At 37.9% G+C, this 20,359-nt stretch carries 17 protein-coding genes and 2 riboswitches; of the genes, 2 read left to right on the top strand and 15 right to left on the bottom strand.

The annotated features are described in order from the left end of the window. Window positions 1-89 precede the first annotated feature (89 nt). From BN990_RS05060 to pruA, 11 genes are all read right to left on the bottom strand, one after another. Window positions 90-833, bottom strand: coding sequence for an alpha/beta hydrolase (locus tag BN990_RS05060; RefSeq protein WP_021289326.1), 744 nt, complete (start codon window positions 831-833; stop codon window positions 90-92). Window positions 834-1,392: 559 nt separating this feature from the next. After that, on the bottom strand, window positions 1,393-2,424 hold the full coding sequence (locus BN990_RS05055; protein ID WP_038242791.1) for a lactonase family protein: 1,032 nt from the start codon (window positions 2,422-2,424) through the stop codon (window positions 1,393-1,395). A gap of 136 nt (window positions 2,425-2,560) precedes the next feature. After that, window positions 2,561-4,603: a CocE/NonD family hydrolase gene (locus BN990_RS05050; RefSeq protein ID WP_021289328.1), complete on the bottom strand. Its 2,043-nt coding sequence runs from the start codon at window positions 4,601-4,603 to the stop codon at window positions 2,561-2,563. Window positions 4,604-4,630: 27 nt separating this feature from the next. Further along, window positions 4,631-5,323, bottom strand: a complete 693-nt coding sequence (locus BN990_RS05045; protein WP_021289329.1) for a TetR/AcrR family transcriptional regulator — start codon at window positions 5,321-5,323, stop codon at window positions 4,631-4,633. 24 nt (window positions 5,324-5,347) lie between these two features. Continuing rightward, on the bottom strand, window positions 5,348-6,874 hold the full coding sequence (locus tag BN990_RS05040; RefSeq protein ID WP_038242783.1) for a BCCT family transporter: 1,527 nt from the start codon (window positions 6,872-6,874) through the stop codon (window positions 5,348-5,350). 627 nt (window positions 6,875-7,501) lie between these two features. Further along, window positions 7,502-9,001, bottom strand: a complete 1,500-nt coding sequence (locus BN990_RS05035) for a sodium:solute symporter family protein (protein WP_021289332.1) — start codon at window positions 8,999-9,001, stop codon at window positions 7,502-7,504. Window positions 9,002-9,050: 49 nt separating this feature from the next. Beyond that, complete coding sequence (locus BN990_RS05030) at window positions 9,051-10,418, bottom strand: LLM class flavin-dependent oxidoreductase (protein WP_038242781.1); 1,368 nt, start codon at window positions 10,416-10,418, stop codon at window positions 9,051-9,053. A gap of 122 nt (window positions 10,419-10,540) precedes the next feature. Then, window positions 10,541-11,194 carry a carboxymuconolactone decarboxylase family protein gene (locus tag BN990_RS05025; RefSeq protein WP_369759830.1) on the bottom strand — a complete coding sequence of 218 codons (654 nt, stop codon included), beginning with the start codon at window positions 11,192-11,194 and terminating at the stop codon, window positions 10,541-10,543. A gap of 163 nt (window positions 11,195-11,357) precedes the next feature. Then, window positions 11,358-11,461: riboswitch (SAM riboswitch) on the bottom strand. Between the two features lie 114 nt (window positions 11,462-11,575). Then, entirely contained in the window at window positions 11,576-12,559 is a 984-nt protein-coding gene (locus BN990_RS05020) for an ornithine cyclodeaminase family protein (protein ID WP_038242779.1), read from the bottom strand. Between the two features lie 104 nt (window positions 12,560-12,663). Then, on the bottom strand, window positions 12,664-13,581 hold the full coding sequence (locus tag BN990_RS05015; RefSeq protein ID WP_021289337.1) for a proline dehydrogenase family protein: 918 nt from the start codon (window positions 13,579-13,581) through the stop codon (window positions 12,664-12,666). Window positions 13,582-13,722: 141 nt separating this feature from the next. Continuing rightward, complete coding sequence (gene pruA / locus BN990_RS05010) at window positions 13,723-15,270, bottom strand: L-glutamate gamma-semialdehyde dehydrogenase (protein ID WP_038242777.1); 1,548 nt, start codon at window positions 15,268-15,270, stop codon at window positions 13,723-13,725. Window positions 15,271-15,644: 374 nt separating this feature from the next. Between pruA and BN990_RS05005 the strand changes: the two genes are divergently transcribed. Next, window positions 15,645-16,193 (top strand): helix-turn-helix domain-containing protein, encoded by a 549-nt coding sequence (locus tag BN990_RS05005; protein ID WP_021289339.1) that lies wholly within the window; start codon window positions 15,645-15,647, stop codon window positions 16,191-16,193. A 266-nt stretch (window positions 16,194-16,459) separates the two neighbouring features. On the opposite strand, the gene BN990_RS05000 is transcribed toward BN990_RS05005, so the two are convergent. Further along, window positions 16,460-17,005 carry a helix-turn-helix domain-containing protein gene (locus BN990_RS05000; protein ID WP_272945485.1) on the bottom strand — a complete coding sequence of 182 codons (546 nt, stop codon included), beginning with the start codon at window positions 17,003-17,005 and terminating at the stop codon, window positions 16,460-16,462. A 300-nt stretch (window positions 17,006-17,305) separates the two neighbouring features. On the opposite strand from BN990_RS05000, the gene BN990_RS04995 reads away from it, so the two are divergent. After that, complete coding sequence (locus BN990_RS04995; RefSeq protein ID WP_021289341.1) at window positions 17,306-17,557, top strand: hypothetical protein; 252 nt, start codon at window positions 17,306-17,308, stop codon at window positions 17,555-17,557. A 304-nt stretch (window positions 17,558-17,861) separates the two neighbouring features. Here BN990_RS04995 and BN990_RS04990 read toward each other — a convergent pair whose 3' ends face one another. The 3 genes from BN990_RS04990 to BN990_RS04980 all read right to left on the bottom strand — a co-directional run bounded on the left by BN990_RS04990 (window position 17,862) and on the right by BN990_RS04980 (window position 20,320). Next, entirely contained in the window at window positions 17,862-18,161 is a 300-nt protein-coding gene (locus BN990_RS04990) for a hypothetical protein (protein ID WP_021289342.1), read from the bottom strand. Window positions 18,162-18,513: 352 nt separating this feature from the next. After that, window positions 18,514-19,626, bottom strand: coding sequence for a 5-methyltetrahydropteroyltriglutamate--homocysteine S-methyltransferase (locus tag BN990_RS04985; protein ID WP_021289343.1), 1,113 nt, complete (start codon window positions 19,624-19,626; stop codon window positions 18,514-18,516). Between the two features lie 79 nt (window positions 19,627-19,705). Further along, a riboswitch (SAM riboswitch) is annotated at window positions 19,706-19,812 on the bottom strand. Window positions 19,813-19,903: 91 nt separating this feature from the next. Further along, window positions 19,904-20,320, bottom strand: coding sequence for a hypothetical protein (locus BN990_RS04980; RefSeq protein WP_021289344.1), 417 nt, complete (start codon window positions 20,318-20,320; stop codon window positions 19,904-19,906). Window positions 20,321-20,359: the final 39 nt, after the last annotated feature.

Genomic DNA, 20,359 nt, shown 5'->3' with positions numbered 1-20,359 from the left:
AAAGTTCGAGGAATGGATCATCCTATCCTTCCCCGAATTTTAATATGGGTAAGACCTTCACATAGGATAACACGTGGAAATGCTGGCCATTAACCTTTGATAAATGCAATACATTTCTCGGCTATTAATTCCTTATCATGATCTAAAGTTGCAACATGGTAACTAAGCTCTAAAGACACAATAGAACGTTCTTTTGATGAAATAGATTGGTAGATTTCTTGAGAATTTTCCGGAGGAACTACATGATCTACCGAAGATGCAAAGATCATGGCTGGTATGTTAATTGTTGATAATTGTTCCCTTACTTTCTTGGTTAATGCAATAATTTCTCCCATCGATTTAACAGGTGTTTGTTTATAAGCTAATTCTTCAACCCCATTTTTTTTGATATCAGAACCGATCCCATCTATAAAGCGGGTATTTGAGTTAATAAGCTCTTGATAATTTTTGATCATTTCTGGCATATGAATAGCCGCATTGATTGGCATAATTCCCTTTATCTCTGGATGGTGTTCAGCAAGATAAAGCGTTAATGTCCCTCCCATGGAAAGCCCCGTCACATAAACTTCCTTACATGTTTCTTGAAGTTTTGCTAATCCTTTTTCCACTGTTTGAATCCAATCCTGATAGGTTGCATTTTCCATATCTTCTGGCGATGTCCCATGTCCGATTAAACGTGGTCCAAAAACCGTAAAACCAGCATTAGCAAGTTGTTCACCAAGAAATCGCATGCTTTGGGTAGAACCTGTGAATCCATGAATTACTAGCACCCCCGTTTGACTACCAGGAAAATAAAATTCTTTCGCACCCTCTATTACATTTTTCTCTGCCACGAATTAACACCTCCATCAAATACAATAATATTGTAAGCGCTTCATTTTTTTATAAAAAAATGAAAGTGATTTATAGGATCACTTTGTGCTTATATGTATTAATCAGCATCTAATATAGATGTCTTTGTTCCTTTTATATTACCACTAAGCAAAACTGGTGGCAAGACTTCTCGATTCTCCATTTGTTTAGGCTACAGCTAAAACAGCATTGATGATGGTTTTTTTAAATCACAGTAGAGCCTGGAGCAAATGGTACATCCACTTATCATGAGTTTCGTAAGGCACCGCAATCGGTACATTAATGGAATAAACTGACACAATTCAGCTAGCATATAGGCAGCCCAAAATCCACATTTCCATCTGACTCCATCGATGGAACAATTTGTTTGGCCGTTTGGTTCCTAGCCTATAATTCTTGTTGTCTACAATTCATATGAGGTCAGAAATGCAATTGCCTTATTCATCAGAGTGTTACTTCTACCATACATCCTCTAATCAAAAAGACACCACGGATTCAACAAAATGGTTATGGTGGTGTCTTTTCTCTGAGATTAATTCTTTAACTCATAAATTTCACACAAACAACTTCTGGCACTTCGACTTCACTGTCTTGTTTTGTTAATTTGCCAGTTGTTTTATCCCGAGCAAATAATACGAGATTTCCACTATGTTGATTCGATGCAATGATAAACGATTCACTTGGATCTAAAACGAAATCACGGGGCCACTCTCCGCCAGTAGCTGTCCATTCAACCAATGCTAACTGATCGTTTTTTTCCTCTACTTGGAAGACCGCAATACTATTATGTCCACGATTCCCCGTATAAACAAACTTTCCATCAGATGAAATGTGAATAGCACTTGCATCATTTGTATCTGTAAAATCCTCTGGCTTCGCAAGGATTGTTTGTTTTTCTGTAAACCTACCTTCGCTTGCATGATAATCAAGTACAATGACTTCTGAACTTAATTCTGTCAGAACGTAGGCTGTGTTCCCGTTTGGGTGGAATACAATATGACGAGGACCACTGCCTGGTTTCGTATGTAATGTTTGATGTCGAACCAATTTATTGTTTTCCACACGATACGTGACGACCTCATCTGTACCTAAGTCACATACGACAACATAACTCCCATCAGGAGTAAATCCAGCAAAGTGGACATGGGATTTTTCCTGTCGTTCATGTGGACCGTTCCCTTCATGCGTTACAAATGAGCCAGTTTCTATCTTGCCACTTGTATGAAGAGCATGGATAGCAACTTCACCTTTGTGATAATTCCCTGATACCACTTTTCCATCATGAACACTGACATGACATGGCGCTCTTCCCTCTAGAAGCTGTTCATTTAGTTTGTTTAGTTCCGCTTCTCCATCTATTTGATAAGCATGTACACCTCCCAAATCGCCGTCCTGACCAACAGCAAATAAGAAACGGTTATCATCGCTAATGGTTACATATGTAGGACTACCAACAGTAGCAACAGCTTTTACTGCATGTAATACTTGTTCTTGGGTATCCAGCTCAAAACGATAGATTCCTTTGCTATTTTCCCTTGTATAGGTTCCTGCAAATCCAATATAGTTTGTCATTCTACCCTACCCTTTCCATATACTGAAATACTATATAGCTAGAATTGTACGTTTAAATAGGTGAAATGTAAACCTCGACACTTCCTTTTCGATCAATATGTAAAGTGCCCGAGATAATTTATCTCGGGACACGATTCTACATATAGTTCCTCTTTATTTCCTTATTCCATGTCTTGCTGAATATCTTTTCGCCGTTTTCAAACGCTGACATGGTATTTGTTAAATAAAAGTTTGCTTCGTCGCTCGTCATTTCACTAAAAGTAACTAACTTAGTCTGCCAATCACCTCTGCCAACTTTTAGTTCCCATTCACAAGAAGCCGTTGCCGATAAGGGGTCGTTTTCTTTAATCGTATAGGTATTTTTATTTTTACTTCCATACTCTAAACCATTGGTTACTAATTTCCGTTCCCCTTCATCGGAATAATCTTCTAATTTCCATGCTCCTGTCACTGTATCATGACTAACTTTTCTGCTTCGTTCTTCCATGCGTAATACTTTCTTTTCCATTACCTGAGCGATTTCAGGGTTTTCAAATCGTACCTGTTCATCGTTAGATTGCGCTTTTCTAATTGGTAATGAAAGCTTTGTATCCTCCCCAGTATGCAGGGTCAGTGTAACAGCTTTCGGAGACGGCCATGCTGACGGCCAGTAAGCTGGTGAAACAGCTAACTCTAACCGATGTCCTATAGGAATATGCTGACCGATTGCATCTAGTTGTACCGAGACCTGATATTTTTCTCCTGGAATTAGCTTGTCAGGATACTCATGTGAATTGCGATGGGTTAAATTAAGTACACCCGAGCTAATTAGTGTGGATTCCCCAGTCGGTGCTTTATCACATAATCTTACTGCTAATAAAGCCTGTTCTTGATCTGATTCAATCGTAGCATGGAACATAGGGAACCCTAAGATTTCCATATTTTCTTCCATTGGCTCGGAGGTAAATACGGTTGTCATGCCATTTTCTAATCGTTGGTCTGAAGGAAGGTCACCTGGTTGACCAAACGGACAAAATACCCCTGCATAAAATCCATGCTGTTGAACACTTGGAACCGTTATGCTATCTTCATTAGCTGCTTCTGAAAGCTGCATATGGTTCGGATAAAAATTCTTCTTAGCGATACTCTTGGAAGGCCATTCTTGATCTGCCACCCATTTACCAGGACGCACATCATAACTTACTTTAGGAGGAGCACTATCTTGGATATAAGTGGTTAATTTAGGTTCATCCATGATGCCAGTATCATTTCCCTTTAACCAGTGATCCCACCAACGTAGGCACTCTTGCAGAAATCCAATTGCTGGTTCCGGTGTAGCAACCTCGGGATACTCATGAGCCCAAGGTCCAATCAACCCTTTCGCATTTGGAAGACGCTCAATTAGGCGAAATACTGAATTGGTATAGCCATCCTGCCAGCCACTTACAGCAAACACAGGAATTTTAATATCGGAATAGTCTTCACAAACAGAACCATGTTTCCAATAATCATCTCTTACTTGGTGACTGACCCATTCTTCCACAAATGGAGGCGTATTCTCTAATCGATCCAACCAGTTTTCCTTCCAGCTCTCTCCTACTACCTTGGGGTCTTGTGGTCTAGCATTATAAACAAACATCGTTGACGCCCACCAAAGCATATCCGAAGCAAGCATCGTTCCTCCCTTGTAATGGACATCATCTGCATAGCGATCGTCCGTTGAACATAGCGTAATAATCGTTTTTAATGCCGGATGATTCCTCGCCGCTACTTGTAAGCCACTAAATCCACCCCAGGATTTCCCAATCATTCCGACGGAACCAGTACTCCACGGTTGGTTTGAAATCCAATCCAAGACGTCTAAAGCATCATCCTGTTCTTGCTTTAAATACTCATCTAATAAAATACCATCCGAATCACCAGATCCTCTTATATCTACTCGAATGCTCGCATAACCATGCCCAGCAAAATAAGGATGACGTATGGAATCTCTGATTGCAGTAAAATCATTTTTTCGGTATGGAATATATTCTAAAATCGCAGGTACGGGGTTCTCTTCGGCATCCACAGGCAGCCAGATGGTGGCCGCAAGTTTCTTGCCATCTGACATTGGTATCCAAATATGGTCAACTTTCTTTATTTCACGTGGATAATCTGTTTTAATTCTCCGCTCCTCTGAGTCTCTAACATTAAATACCAAGCTTATCTTCCTTTCTTGTGTTGCAACTTAATTTCCTAAAAAACGATAATTTATTTTCACTCTTTTATCTGGCTTAATCGTTCTCATTACGCTTTCATACACATAACATATTGTCCGTTCCACTGCTTGTTCCTTAGAGTAGTTACGTCGATGATTCATGAATGTACTCATCATTCCTTTCCAGACCATTAACGTAACATCAGCAATATAATCAATGTCTTCACGATCAATAAATTCTTCTTCCACTGCATTTTCGATATACAATGCGCTTCGTTTGGAGAAATTCTGTTCCATAATAATGGATTTAATCTGCTCAGGTAATCCAATAAGATCATCTTCGTATATACTATAATAGTCTTCCAACAGATCCTCAGGTATTGCTCCCAAATTATCCATAAAAAGAATAGCGTAGATTTCTGGCTGCTCAAAGGAATGCTTACAAAAGCATTCCCATGAATATAGCCATTTTTCTACAGTATTATTGCCTTTTTCCATATATGCTGGTAGTTCCTCTATATAAGTTGTTGTAAATCGCATGGCTGCAAAGAATACGAGATGAGATAAATCCTTAAAATAGTTATATGCTGTAGAACTTGTATATCCAGCGCGATCTGCGATTTTTCGTATAGTTATATTGTCAATTCCTTCTTCTTCAATAATTTCCGCAGCAGCATCGAGAAAATAACGCCACATACGTGCACGTTGTATTTTCTTTTTCATTTAACTGCCTCCTCACTTGAACATTTACGAACGACGTTTCTTCACATATACATGTTGATCTTCATTCTGTCTCAACCATCTTACCAAAGATATAGACAATAGAATATACATGATTAAAATCGGAACAGAGACTAAAACAGATGATGTTTGTACGACACTAAGCCCACCTGCAATGGTTAAACTAATTGCTAATGCTGATAGTAGTATTCCCCATAATAATCGATGCCAACGTGCTGGCTCAGCATTACTGTACAATTCTTTTGTTGCAACACTAGCAATGACATAGCTTGCAGAATCGAGCGAAGTTGCTAAGAAAATAAAACCTAAAACAACAAAGAAAATGGAAACAACGATAGGCATAGGGAGTGAGTTTAAGACCGCTACAATAACAGCTGGCTCACTCTGTTCTAAAATAGGAACTAAATCTACTTTTCCAGTTAATTGAAGATCCATCGTGTAACCACCAAAAACGCCGAAATAAAGCCAACTTCCTAATGCACCCCACATGAGCACATTAAATACTAACTCACGAATGGTTCTTCCTTTGGAAATACGAGCCACAAAAATTCCAATGAACGAGGCTGTCGCTGCAAACCATGCCCAATAAAAGACCGTCCACGCTTGAGGAAATCCTCCTTTTTCTATTGGATCCGTATACAGACTCATTCTCATAAAATTATCCAACATTAAACCAAGACTGTTTGTGAAATAGGATAGAATAAATAATGTTGGCCCAACAATAATCACAAATATCGCCAACCCCAATGCTAAATAGACATTCCAATCACTTAATTTACGTATCCCCTTATATAATCCAAAATAAGCACTTGAGCTAAAAATAACGGTCCAAATCAAAATAATAACAATATTTAAGCCTAATGATGGCTCTATCCCAATTAGATTTCCGATTACTGCAGATACCATTGGGACACCAAGGCCTAGCGATGTTCCTAACCCGCCAATCATGCTCCAAATTACTAATATATCAATAATTTTTCCGATAATTCCATCTGCATGCTTTCCAAGCACACCTCGGCAAGCCGCACTGATACGAAGCGAACGCTCTTTTCTTACATAGAAGCTATAAGCCATTACGACGGCTGGCAATGCGTATAGTGCCCATGCAGAAATACCCCAGTGAAATAGCCCATAGCTGACTGCATATTCAGCAGCAGTAGTGGATTCGCCTTCGATGCCAAATGGAGGACCCGTATAATAATAAAGTGGTTCGACAATCGACCAAAACATGATACTGGTACCCATACTTGCACAAAAAAGCATACCTCCCCAGCTAAACCGAGAAAACTCGGGTTTATCATCTATATCCCCTAGTTTCACTCTTCCATATTTACCCAACATCAACCATGCCAAAATAATAAATAAACCGATCGTTAAGAACTCAAACGCCCAATCTAAACGGTGTGTAATATCAGTCATGAGGCTTTCCACTACTGGACCAGCGGATTCTTTAAAAATAACTAAGAATAAGGTTGCAACTATAACTACCAATAAAGATGGCCAAAAAATAATTTGATCTACTTTTACTCTCATAACGTTTTTTACATACCTCCCCTTATTTATACATTTTATGAACGCGTTTTTTATATGAACACGTTCATATTAACATAATAATAAAATATATCAACCGCTCCTAAATGGATTGAAAAATTCGTTTTAAAATTAAAAAACCCCCTAGATAATAATAACTAGCCCTGGGGGGGATTAGTGTTATTTGTCCATTGATCCATTTACCATAAAGTCAACATATTGTTGAATCATTTGATCATTAAATAGAGTGACCTAATCTCCCTTATGAATACGATAATGCGTATACACTTGTAAACAAAAAATAGCAAAAAATACCTATTGAAAGAGAAATCCAAGCTATTAAGACTTGTTTCATTCCATCCGTTTCTAGTATTTAAGCACCCGAATAGCGCAGACTTTTAGCATTTTCCTTTATTGCTTTTTCCTCCTGAAAAAGCTATCGAATAATTCGATAGCTTTTTTTACCTTTAATTCGTTACCTATCTATTTTTAAAATAACCTTTCCATAGCAAAATGCCAATTACAACTTGGAAAACGATAAATCCATATAACCAGACGGAAAGCATAGGATTTACAAACATATTAACACCTCTTCACATGCTTTATGCCTTAGTAATACTAATACGAAAGTTACACACTTGTTTTCTCTGCTTGATTATAAGAATAGGTGTGACGATTTAAAAATGGTGCAGTAATGATAATTGTGAATATCCCAATGAAAGTTGCTACTGCTCCTGCTGACATGGTACTTGGAATAATTCCTCCAAAATACAGAATGAGATAGGATAACACACCAACAGCCATAGAAATTTCAGCTGCTCGTGCTGGCGCTTTTCTTTTTCCATAAATAGCATGTAAGATTGGTCCTAAAGTTCCTGCAGCTACACCAGAAATACCAATCCACATGACATCACCCATATAAGCAGGAGGTCTTACTACAATTAGAAAGGCAACTAACCCTATAATTGGAACAGTTACACGACTAATAATGAGAGCAATTCGCTCTGCCTTTTGGTTATCTACTTTAATTATTCCTCGTTTTACTAATACTTTTAGAAAAATATCATTGGCAAACACCGTTGAAATGGAAACAAATAGACCATCCGTTGTAGACATTGCAGCTGCCAGTATAACAACACCAAATATAGCCACAATAATAGCCGGAAATGCCCAGACAATATATTCCATTAATGCTACATCCGCGCTAACTACCGTATCCCCTAATGCAGCACGACTATAGATGCCACCAAATAAAACAACAAGTGAAAATATACTAGCCACAATGTACGTGACAATCATCTTTCCTAGATCTTTCTCATTCTTCAACCCTAACACTTTATTAAACAAATGAGGGGCAGAAGCGAATGCCCACTGAATCACGATGGCACCTACCACAACACCAATTGAATAAAAATGCGTCGATTCTGGGTTAAAAATACGCACCAAATTTTCATTTTGATTTGCTAAATTCGACGTAATTCCACTAAATGTTGCTGTTATACTGCCTTCCCAAAAAATAACGATCCCCGATACAAATATAAATAGACCGCCAATTCCCATCATCACTGCTTGAACAGCGTCCGTGTAAATATCAGCAAATGCCCCTCCAGCGAAGACATACAGAATAACAATAGCTGCAATTACAATTAAACCTGTGGTATAAGGGATATGTAATAAATATTCAAATATACGGGCACCTGCGACGAATTGCCCAGCAATATAAAATACATTAAATAATAATATAATCCCCGTACCTACTCGTAATATATCACTCTTATAAAAATCACCGAGCCAATCAGGAAGTGACAGTGATTTTTGTCCATTATTTAACTTCCTTACTCTTTTCGCTACCATAATTACACCAATTGGGCCACCACCAATCATTGCCAAAAACAGCCAAAGGTTAGATAATCCCCAGTCATGCGACCAGCCTGGATAACCGAGAAACGTAGCGGCACTTAAATAAGTTGCTGTGAAGGACAGACCAAGCACATAAGGACCAAGATTCCCCCCACCAATCGCAAAATCCCTCACATTCTTGGTTTTTTTTGAACTGACCAAGCCAAGCAAAAACATCACAACTAAAAAAATAGTAAAACCGATCCATGTATAGATCGTAACTGTACTCATCTCTGTCCCTCCTTTCTCACGGTGCTTTATTTAATTCATTCGCACAGTTCTAAACTGTTGTTTGAGCTTTTCTAGCTGGGTGATTGTCCGGTACATGTCTACGTCCTTTACCAAACATATTCTCTCTTAGTGTCTTCCCCTCATATTCTGTACGATAGATGCCACGCTGTTGCAGTTCCGGTATAACGTAATCAACAAATTCCTGGAATGTCCCTGGTGAATAGGACTGGGCAATATTAAACCCATCTGCATCGCCAACGGTAGCCCATTCTTCAATTTTATCGGCTATTTGTTCGGCAGTACCAATGAATTTCACCGTCCCATTCCCAAGTCCATGATTCTTCACTGCTTCACGTAGTGTCCACTTTTTATTTGGGTCCTTAGTGTACATATCTAAATTACCCTGTACTGCTTCTGTTTCCATATCTTCTATATATTGATCTGGGTCATAACTTGAGAAATCAATTCCTGTATGACCAGATAATAAAGCAGCTGTCCCCTCGTAACTGACCTGTTCTTTTAATCCTTCATATTTTTGATACGCTTCTTCTTCTGTCGAACCAATAATTGGTAGAATCATTGGAAAGATTCGTACATCTTCTCGATTACGCCCTTGCTTTACTGTCCGATTTCGGATATCGGCTGTATAATTCTTTAATGCATCCAAGGAATGATTTTTGGTAAAGACTCCCTCCGCATGTTTAGCTGCAAAATCTCTTCCTTTTGGAGAAGCACCAGCCTGAAAAATGACAGGTGTTCGCTGTGGAGAGGGCTCTACTAAATGCGGGCCAGGTACTTGAAAGAATCTTCCTTCATGATTAATTAAATGTACTTTTTCTGGGTCAGCAAAACGATCATTCTCGCGATTATAAACAACGGCATTTGCTTCCCAGCTTTGTTCCCAAAGTTTGTACACAACTTCCAAAAATTCATCTGCTCGATCATAACGCAATTCTTTTGGCAGTCTACTAGTAAGTCCCAAGTTTACAGCTTCACTTTCTAAATAAGAGGTGACGACATTCCAAGCCACCCTTCCATTTGTTAAGTGATCAAGCGTAGAAAGCTGACGAGCTAGTGAATACGGTTGTGCATATGTTGCTGATATCGTCGGTGCAAATCCTAGATGTTCTGTTACAGCAGCCATAGCTGCTATTGGAATTAGTGGATCATGAGCTGGAAGCTGTACTGCATGCTCCGTTGCAGCCTGATGACTATTGTTATAAACGCTGTAAGTTCCTAATACATCGGCAATAAATAGAGAATCAAATTTCCCTCTCTCTAGCAATTTAGCAATGTCCATCCAGTAGGTAAGTGTATTATGTTTAACTCCTTCATCCTTTTCATGCTTCCACAAGCCTGTCGAATGTGGAGAAGGTGAATTCTGAATAAATCCGTTAAAGTGAATTTGTTTAGCCATATCCAACTCTCCCTTATGCGTTATCCTAAATTAAATCTTTACCACTCTGGTGATTTTCATCCTCCCCTGATTGATGGTAACTCATGAGGATTCGGTGCCCCCGTGCTAACCTAGGAGACGGTTTAGTCGTCATAGGCATTAAGTGCATTTACACTATGTGCCAAAGCAGACCCTGCTTTCAAAGCTACAGCTACGAAGATTGCTTCAGCAATTTCATGGCGGTTTGCCCCCGCATGTTTTGCATTTTTCGTATGAAGGTCAATACAATATGCACAGCCTGTGGTATGTGCTGATGCCACTGCAATTAGTTCCTTTTCTTTCTCAGTCAGGTAATTCGTTTGGATTGCTTGTTTATCAAAATCAAGAAATGCGTCAAATGTAGCCCCATTTAATGCTGCAAATTCCTTTAATCGGTTAAAATAAGACGCCTGATACAAATTATCAGTTCCTTCCCCGTCATACGCATTCAATGCATTAACTCCATGGGCTGCTGCTGATCCTGCCTTTAATGCTGCTGCAACAAAGATAGCTTCAGTTACCTCTTCTTTTGTTGCTTTTTGTTTCTTCACATTGCCTACATGTAATTCAATGCAGTATGGGCATCCTGTAATATGTGCTACAGCAACGGCAATTAATTCTTTTAGCTTTGCCTGCAACTCTCCTTCAGCTAAGGCCTGATCATTAAAAGCAAAAAAAGTATTACATGTTTCTGGGGCATATTCTCTAAGCTCTTGAATCCGTGAGAAATAAGATTTTTTATACAAACTCTCCGTTATATTACTCAATGTTATCGCTCCTTTAATAAATAAATCATTTCACTAATTAAATATAACTTTTCCCATTCATTTAGTTGGATTAATGGAAGAGGATATACGGTTTCTATAATGACCAATGAAAAAACCCCTTCCGATGAGAAGAGGTTGCTGTATCGCCTACATTCTCTCATCTTTCAAGCAAATGCTTGCTGGAATTAGCACCTTGTTATATGTAACGGTTGCTGCGGGATCACTGGACCAGATTCCTCCCCCGACTCTAGATAAGGAATATTCAATTTAATTAGTAAGAATTGTACACAATAATACCGAATACCGAAAAATGTGTCAAGTATGATTTTTTACATTTTTCCGATAAGATCTTTTTAATTGTTGGTTAAGAGACTACAATTCTATCTTTTGACCTATTCCTAGCGATTTCGCTTTTACATAAATTCCTTTAGCTACGACAAGATCAAAATAGGCAGCTCCAACGGATTTAAAAAAAGTAATTTCTTGATCTGTTTCTCGCAATAATCGATCTCCACCACCAACATCACTTAACTCTGCGTGGATGTGAGAAAATTGCCAATCACTTTCTTGATTCGCATAAATTAACTCACCAGCTTCTTCTTTTATACTGGCTAAATCATCCACAATAATCTTATCAACTGTCTGAATGGTTTTTAGATCTACTTCTCTCATGCTAGGCAAATACGAACCAACCCCATTTATATGCATACCAGGTCGTAGATCATTTCCATCGAATACCGGATTATCCGACCTTGTACTACAAGCAATAATATCGGACACTTGCATGACTTGCTTCGGTGAATCCACTACTTTGATTGGAATCGTAATCCCCCAGGTCATTAATGCTTCTTTGAATGTGTACGCCTTTTCGATCGTCCGATTAAATAGGATTAATTCTTGGATATCACGAACTTCCAAAACACCTAGGACTTGTTCAAAGGCCATGGCCCCCGTTCCAATCACTCCCAATGTTTGTGCATCCGTTCTAGCTAATTTTTCTGTCCCGATCCCGCTCAGTGCTCCTGTACGTAAACGAGTTAAAAATGATGCACTCATCATACAAATATGTTCCCCATTACTAGCGTCGGTTAATACTAATGCACCTTGAGTAGTTGGCTTTCCTTGTTTCGGATTCTCAGGAAAAATACTGACTAATTTCACGGAGGCAATTTCCTGTGATAAGTCTGCACTTGGCATATATAGACTCGAAGCTTGATGCGCCGGTATGTCAATGACTGTCCGATGCGGATTAGTAATTTGCCCTTTCTTTTTAGAAATTAACCCTTGCTTTACATCATAGATTGCATCGTTCATAAAATAATGATCCTTAATTTCTTGCTCTGAAAGAATTAACATAGCTTTCTTCCTTTCATGTATATGTAATAGAAAAGTGCAAGCGCAGTTATGAGAATATCGGCATAAAACCTTTCTCAAATCGCATCTTGCACATTATAAACCGACTATTTTTTAAAGATTCCTTTTAATACAAAGGCAACGTTAGCTGGACGTTCGGCCAAACGACGCATATTATAACCAAACCAGTCATCTCCATACGGCATATATACACGTACTTTATATCCTTCGTCGACTAATCGTTCTTGTAATTCAATACGAATTCCATAAAGCATTTGAAACTCGAATTGGTCACGAGGAATATCATGCGCTTTTTCCAGTTCTTTGGTATAAGCAATAATACTGTCATCATGCGTTGCAACAGCTGTGTAATTCTCATTCAATAAGTTCTTTTTTATAATTTTTTTATAGTTATCATCGACATCCTGTTTATTTGGAAATGCCACTTTTTCGGACTCTTTATAAGCACCTTTAACTAAGCGAAGATAAGGGTTGTAGCTATCTAATGCGTCTAAGTCCTCTTCCACGCGATAAAGATACGCCTGTAAAACCGTTCCCAAATTATCAAATTCCTGTCGTAATGACTTAAATATGGTTAACGTCTGTTCTGTACGCTGATAATCTTCCATATCAATCGTTATAATCACACCATATTCTGTCCCAGCCTGCAAAATTTTTCGCATGTTCTCCATAACTAATTCATACGATATATCCATTCCCAAAGAAGTTAATTTCAACGATAATTGTGCATTCAATTCTTTTTCTGCAATGACCTTGATCGCCTGAATACATTCCTGAGCAGATTGCCTAGCCTCGTCTTCATTATCAATGAACTCTCCCAAATGATCGACTGTAACGTCAAATCCTTTGGCATTTAACTCTTTTATTTTTTCAGCCGCACCATTAATATCTACTCCTGCAACAAATCGCGATGCTCCAAATCGAAAACCATACTTCTTAGCTGCTTTCGTTAGTGGTTTATTATTGGATAAAAATAAAAAGAAATTGCGCATGATTTGTTCCACGTTGATCCTCCCCCCAACCATCTATAGTTTATGAACGATCAAAAGCAAGGGAAAAACACAATAAGTGATTTCCCATGATTTTGATTACGCATTTCCACAAAACTTTGTAAAGCAGTGCAGGAGTGAGATATTGTTATTATGTTATAACATTTCAGAGCTTGTTTTACCTTGCATATGGTGAATCAGATAATCAGGTCCACCTGCTTTAGAGTCCGTACCCGACATATTAAATCCACCAAATGGCTGATAACCTACAATTGCAGCTGTACAACCGCGGTTGAAGTAAAGATTACCGACATGGAAATCTTGTCTTGCTTGCTCAAGATGGGTACGATTATTGGTAATTACGGCACCAGTTAATCCATACTCTGTATTATTGGCAATCTCAATCGCTTCATCAAAGTTCTTTGCCTTTGTAAGTGCAACTACTGGTCCAAAGATTTCTTCCTGCATAATTCTTGCTTCTGGACTTACATTACCAAAAACAGTAGGATTTACGAACCAACCTATACGATTATCACCTGAGCCGCCTGCTAATAATTCTCCTTCTTGCTTGCCAATTTCGATGTAATCCATAATTTTATCATAAGCACCTTGATCAATAACTGGTCCCATAAAATGAGAGTTATCATATGGATTCCCAGCTGATAATTCTTTGGTAAGCTCTACGACTCTATCTTTCACTTCTTCATAGACATCCTCATGTATGACAGCACGTGAACATGCCGAACATTTTTGTCCTGAAAATCCAAATGCAGATTGTACAATCGATTCAGCTGCCAACTCTAGATCGGCTTCATTATCTACTACGATAGTATCTTTTCCACCCATTTCAATAATCGTACGTTTCAGCCACTTCTGACCTTCTTGTACTTTAGCAGCACGCTCAAAAATTCGTGTTCCAACCTCACGTGATCCTGTAAAACTAATAAACCGCGTACGTGGATGATCAACTAGATAATCCCCTACTTCTTTACCAGGACCCGGAATGTAATTGATAACTCCAGCAGGCATACCCGCTTCTTCCAACACTTCCATTAGCTTATAAGCAATTACTGGTGTAGCACTGGCTGGTTTCAACAATACCGTATTACCTGTGACCATAGCTGCTACCGTTGTACCGGCCATAATTGCAAACAAGAAGTTCCAAGGTGAGATCACAACCCCAACGCCTAATGGGATATAATGGTATTGATTGTATTCAATAGGACGACTGTTGATCTTGACACCATCTTTTAACTCAAGCATTTGACGGCCATAATATTCAAGGAAATCAATTGCTTCTGCTGTATCCGCATCTGCTTCTTTCCACGGTTTCCCACCTTCTTTAATTAAATGAGCTGTGAATTCATGTTTTCTACGTCGAATAATTGCCGCAGATCGAAAAAGAATATCCGCACGGAATTTCGGGTCTGATTTCCGCCACGTTTCAAATGTTTGATCTGCAACTTTCATTGCTTTTTCTGCTAATTCTTGATTCGCTTTCGAAACATAGCCAACTACTTCTTCTTTATTAGCAGGGTTAACAGAAACGATTTTATCTTCTGTTGTAATGCGTTCTCCCCCAATAATTAGTGGGTATTCCTTACCTAGATCCTTCTCTACTTTTTTTAATGCATGAAGCATTTGTTGCCGATTTTCTTCCACTGTAAAATCTGTAAAAGGCTCGTGTGTATAAGGTACTACCATATGAAAAACCTCCTAATTATAGTTTACTAGTCCAAATGATGAAAACGTTTTCACTACTTGTGAAAAGAAGAAACCCTAAAGCATATGCAGTGCTTATTAATTTAATCATTACTGTAATCAATAAGTTGTCTAGCCTGTTGCGGGTTTTTTTCTAGTTACTAATAAGAAATAGATCGTAGCTACATTAATTTGAAATTTGAACTAAGAAAATTTTCCAATAATTTAAGTGAAAAGTATTTAAGTATCACTTAAATTATGTTTAAATAAATTATAAGATATTTTTTGCTTTTTCGTCAACTGTTTTTTCATACCATTCTATAAAACTAGGAATTGTGAACTATCATGAACCGTTTAGCATAAGGGGCGAGTATACCATGACAAATTCTGAAAACCTTGGAAACAAAGTAAAGAATCTGCGAAAACAAAAAAAGTTAACATTGAAGCAAGTCTCTCAAGAAACCGGTCTTTCCATTAGTTTTTTGTCACAATTAGAGCATTCCAAAACATCTGCAACATTACTTTCGTTAAAACGAATTTCTGAAGCACTCGGGGTGAATCCAAGCTATTTTTTTTCTTCAGAAACACAAGGTTCCCGTTCGGCAATTACCAGAAATATTGTTGATACGAAAAACCTGACAGAAAATCGATTTATTTATAAAGATCTTTCGGGAGAAATGGAAAACCCTTTGTTTGTACCTAATTTAATAATTTTGAATCCAGGGGATAATCGGGGGAATAATTTTACACATAAAGGTCAGGAATTCCTCTATGTATTAGAAGGCACTCTAACCATCGAAGTTAACCATGAAGAAGTCCTATTGCAACCATATGATTGCATATTTTTGGAATCATCCACCCCGCATAATTGGTATAATCGAACCGATAAAACAATTAAATTTTTATGTATTTCTTCTACTGAATAAGGATTAATATCAATAGACTTTGGAATGATTGTAACCATTGATTATCGAGGGCACCTATAGGAAGGCTAAGCAGAGGCGCAATCATTGAGAAAATAGGGCTGAAAGTATTTAAACGGCAACACATTGGAAAATAGGCTTTGTAGAGAAAGGCTACAGAATGAAAACGATTAAAGTTAATGTTGTGATCTATTATAATCACTTTGCAAGGGCTTATTCCATAAAAACTAGGTCTTAAAAAGGCTCAGCACCTTGCTGAGCCTCTTGATTTACAAATGATTATCAATAAAAATGGTTAATACCCGAGCGGGTTCATTATTTACTGGTATAAACAGATGCGATTTGTTCCCTTTAAAGAAAGCACTATCTCCTTGTTCCATATGATGTTTGCTTTCTCCATAAAGTAATTGAATCTTTCCTTCCAGAATATAGATAAACTCATCCTGTGAGTGGGTATACGCTTCTTGACGAACATTCATGTCACGCGGAGTAACGTGTACAATCGTCGGTTCAATGCCAGTAAACCTTGAGCGATTGGCTAATAATTCATAGGAGTATCCCATATTTTCATCGCCTACTTTGAATTGTCGCTCTCCATGCGGAAGCAAAACAAGATCGCGATCATCGTGATCATCTAATAGCCATGATAATGGCACATGTAATACTTCACTAATTTTGGATAGCGTGGCAATTGCTGAAGCAGTCTGGCCATTTTCTATTTTTGATAGAAGACTTTTGGAGATACCACATTCATCTGCCACTTGCTGTTGTGTCTTTTTTGTTCGTAAACGCATCTGTTTTATTTTCTTTCCAATATTATTTAGATTTATTGCTACTCTCTCCTTCCAGTAAAAAAACCGTGACTATCTTAAACTAATTATAACAAAAGAAGCTAGATTACAGCAGTTACATGGTGAAGGCATTTATCAGAAGCTATTTTCAATAAATCAAACATGGGACTTCCACTGATGTTTGAGTTAAACTTCTTCCATGATAGAATAGTACAAAAACAACGTCAATTGGTAGGAAAAGAATCATCAGTTCAGGTTGATTAACATCTAAAAATCAGAATATACCGATAAAACGGGAGTATCTTTTGACAAAGGGGTGGTACAATGAAGCAAAAGCTGCTGTTATTCCTTTTATATTTTCTCAGTTTAACGAGTGTATATAACTATTTCCAATTCGTTCAGAGACCGATTGATGGAAACGGGATTGGCATTTCCTATCTTTTTATTATGATTAATGAGAACGTTAGTAATCATCAAATATCCATATATGCTTCGAGCTTTCTAATTATCGGTCTTTGTTTATTCATCCTTACTTTACTTTATCATTTAACCAAATATCGGCATCCAAGTCAGTAGTGTCTCTACATAGGGAACAGGACAAAAGTCATGTAGCTAAACAAATTACGACTGTCTTTCATGAATTTGACTTCTGCTATATTATTAGATGAAATGATTGAACGCATCATCTATTAAAGATCTGCAGTAGAAATCGTTGAAACCCAGCACAGACCTAAGATCCACTCGGATAGGCGATATTTTGCTCGCCCAAGTTAGCTGACATGCTCACGAAAAGCGAAACGATTTCCACTGCGAAAGTATGGTTCGCCTACTTATTTAAAAATTCATGGTTTCTCAGCCATATACTCTAATAGAAAACTGCTTAAACAGCAGTAAAGATATTTGTCTTTCCACCTGTACCTTGAACAACTGCCAAACCTAAAATTGCTTGAATAAGTTCACCAAGATCAATATTTTGAGCATCCACAATATATGCTACGGTGCCTCCCCCAATTGGGAAGTTATTACATCCAATAATATAAAGATTCCCCTGCTCAACCGAGAAGTTTTTGACTTCTGGAGCATCTTCACCTGGAGCTGTACATCCCGTTTCTACTTGATCACCTTCATACGTTAATACAATAACATCACCTAGTGTTGGAACTGGTACGGTAATAGCCACACTAAATTCCTCCTTTAAATTTTGTTTATCTTGCAAGATCATCCTATGATGTAATTCAGTCAGTGCATAGGTTGATAGAGGAAGTTAGAAGAAAATGATGATAGAATCTATTAATACTTAGGCAAATAATAGGGTTTTAACAAAAGATCAGAAGCTTTGGTGTTATTTTAAGGGGATAGAAAATAGATAAAGCGAGCGCTCTCCAAGCTGATGCATTCATTTCCATACCTTTCAACCGCAATCATGATGAAGAAAATGAACAATAAAAAAACTACCCGAATATAACTTGTATATTCGGATAATAATTTGGATTTTCCTTTAGTTAATTACTTACAAGAAGGAACCTCTAAACTTATTGCCATACATCTTCCGCTATCTCAACAACATGACGTATTTTTTTCCATTGCTCTTCTTCTGTTAAATTATTTCCTTCCTCGGTTGACGCAAATCCACATTGAGGGCTGAGACAAAGTTGGCCATAAGGGATATACGTAGCGGCTTCTGCAATACGTTTTTTAACCAAGTTTGGATCTTCCAGCTCCGCAAATTTTGATGTAACCAAGCCCAATACAACGTGAAGGTCGTTTCTATTCACATAAGATAAAGGTTCAAAGCCACCCGATCGATCATCATCAAATTCAAGGAAAAGCCCATCTACATCTAATCCTCCAAAAATAGTTTCTGAAACCGCATCATATGATCCTGTACTGAAATAGTGTGAGCGGTAATTACCACGACAAATATGCATCGTTATTAACATATCGTTTGGACGTTCGGCAATGGATTCATTAATAACACTTCTACAGACTTCCATTAATTGTTCCGGATCAAAACCTTTTTCTCGGAGCGATTCCCTGCCCTCATCTGAAAGAAATGAACTCCAAGAAGTATCATCTAATTGCAAGTAGCGACAACCAGCATCATAAAAAGCTTGGATTGCTTTTTGATATGTGTTAATTAAATCTGGAATCACTTGTTCCATATTTTCATAGACATTTGTTTCTATATCAGCTCGCACTAGCAACATATTCGGACTTGGGATTGTCTGCTTCGCAACATGCTGGTCTCCGACGGCTTCATGTAAGAACTTATAGTCTGCAAGAAAAGGATGGTTTTCACTAAAGTCTACTTCTCCAGTGACACGAATCGCACGTTTTTTTGTTTGAATTCCAGAAAATTGCAATCCTGCTTCGGGTACAAATTCTTCAACTCCAATCAAACCTTCTAAGAAGTCAAAATGCCACCATGCACGACGAAATTCCCCATCTGTAATTGCCTTTAACCCTGCTTTCTTTTGTTTTTCAACTAATTTAATTATCTCCGTGTCTTCAATGGCTCGGAGTTGTTCGTTCGTGATTTCCCTACTTGCCTTTTGAATTCGAGCTTGCTTAATCCGATCAGGTCTTAAAAAACTTCCTACATGATCCCCTTTAAATGGTGCTTTTTTTTCTACTTTTGTTGCCATTTTATCCACTCCCTAATTTTTTATGTAATAAAAAAGCCTCTTCTAGCTAAGAAGAGACGCTGTAATAAACGGTGTCATCTTCTTATCTCTCAAGTTTAACTAAACTTGCTAGAAGTAGCACCTTGTCTTCACAAACAGGTTGCTGAGGCGTCTACGGGCTAGTCCCTTGACCTCTCTTGATAAGAATTCCTTTTAAATATTTAATATCTATCATAGCAATTCCACAATAAAAATGCAAAAGGTTTTGACAATTTTTTTATTTATTTTCTAGTTGACGTCAACGTTTTATAAGGATATATCGCATGAAAAAGCTAAATAATACAACAACTAACATAAACACCATCCAGCGCCAATTAAACGATTCAGCAAGTAGATTTATCCCTAAGCTAACGATACCTAGAATCATTGATAAAATAACAAACAAATTAGCTATAATCTTATCGGCATATTGAGGCGATCGTACCGACTCCTCCTTAATTCCTCTTTTTTCTCTCCAATTTGTTCCAATCCATTCTAGGATGGGCATGGCAATTAATAAAAACAGCAGTAAATAATGAAGCAATTCCAAAAATGGCATATGCTCAGATGAATAAATGCTTGCAAAAGCACCAGCAACGGCAAATCCAAACATGACAAATCGGTCAACCAACGGTGTAAAGATTGGTTCTTGTAAGTAACGTTTTAAGTTCTTCATCCATGCAGTCACTCTCCTCATATAACTAACTTATAACAG

It is taken from the genome of Virgibacillus salexigens, assembly GCF_000723585.1.
Classification (GTDB): Bacteria; Bacillota; Bacilli; order Bacillales; family Amphibacillaceae; genus Virgibacillus; species Virgibacillus salexigens.
This window is presented reverse-complemented; position numbering and strand designations above follow the sequence as displayed.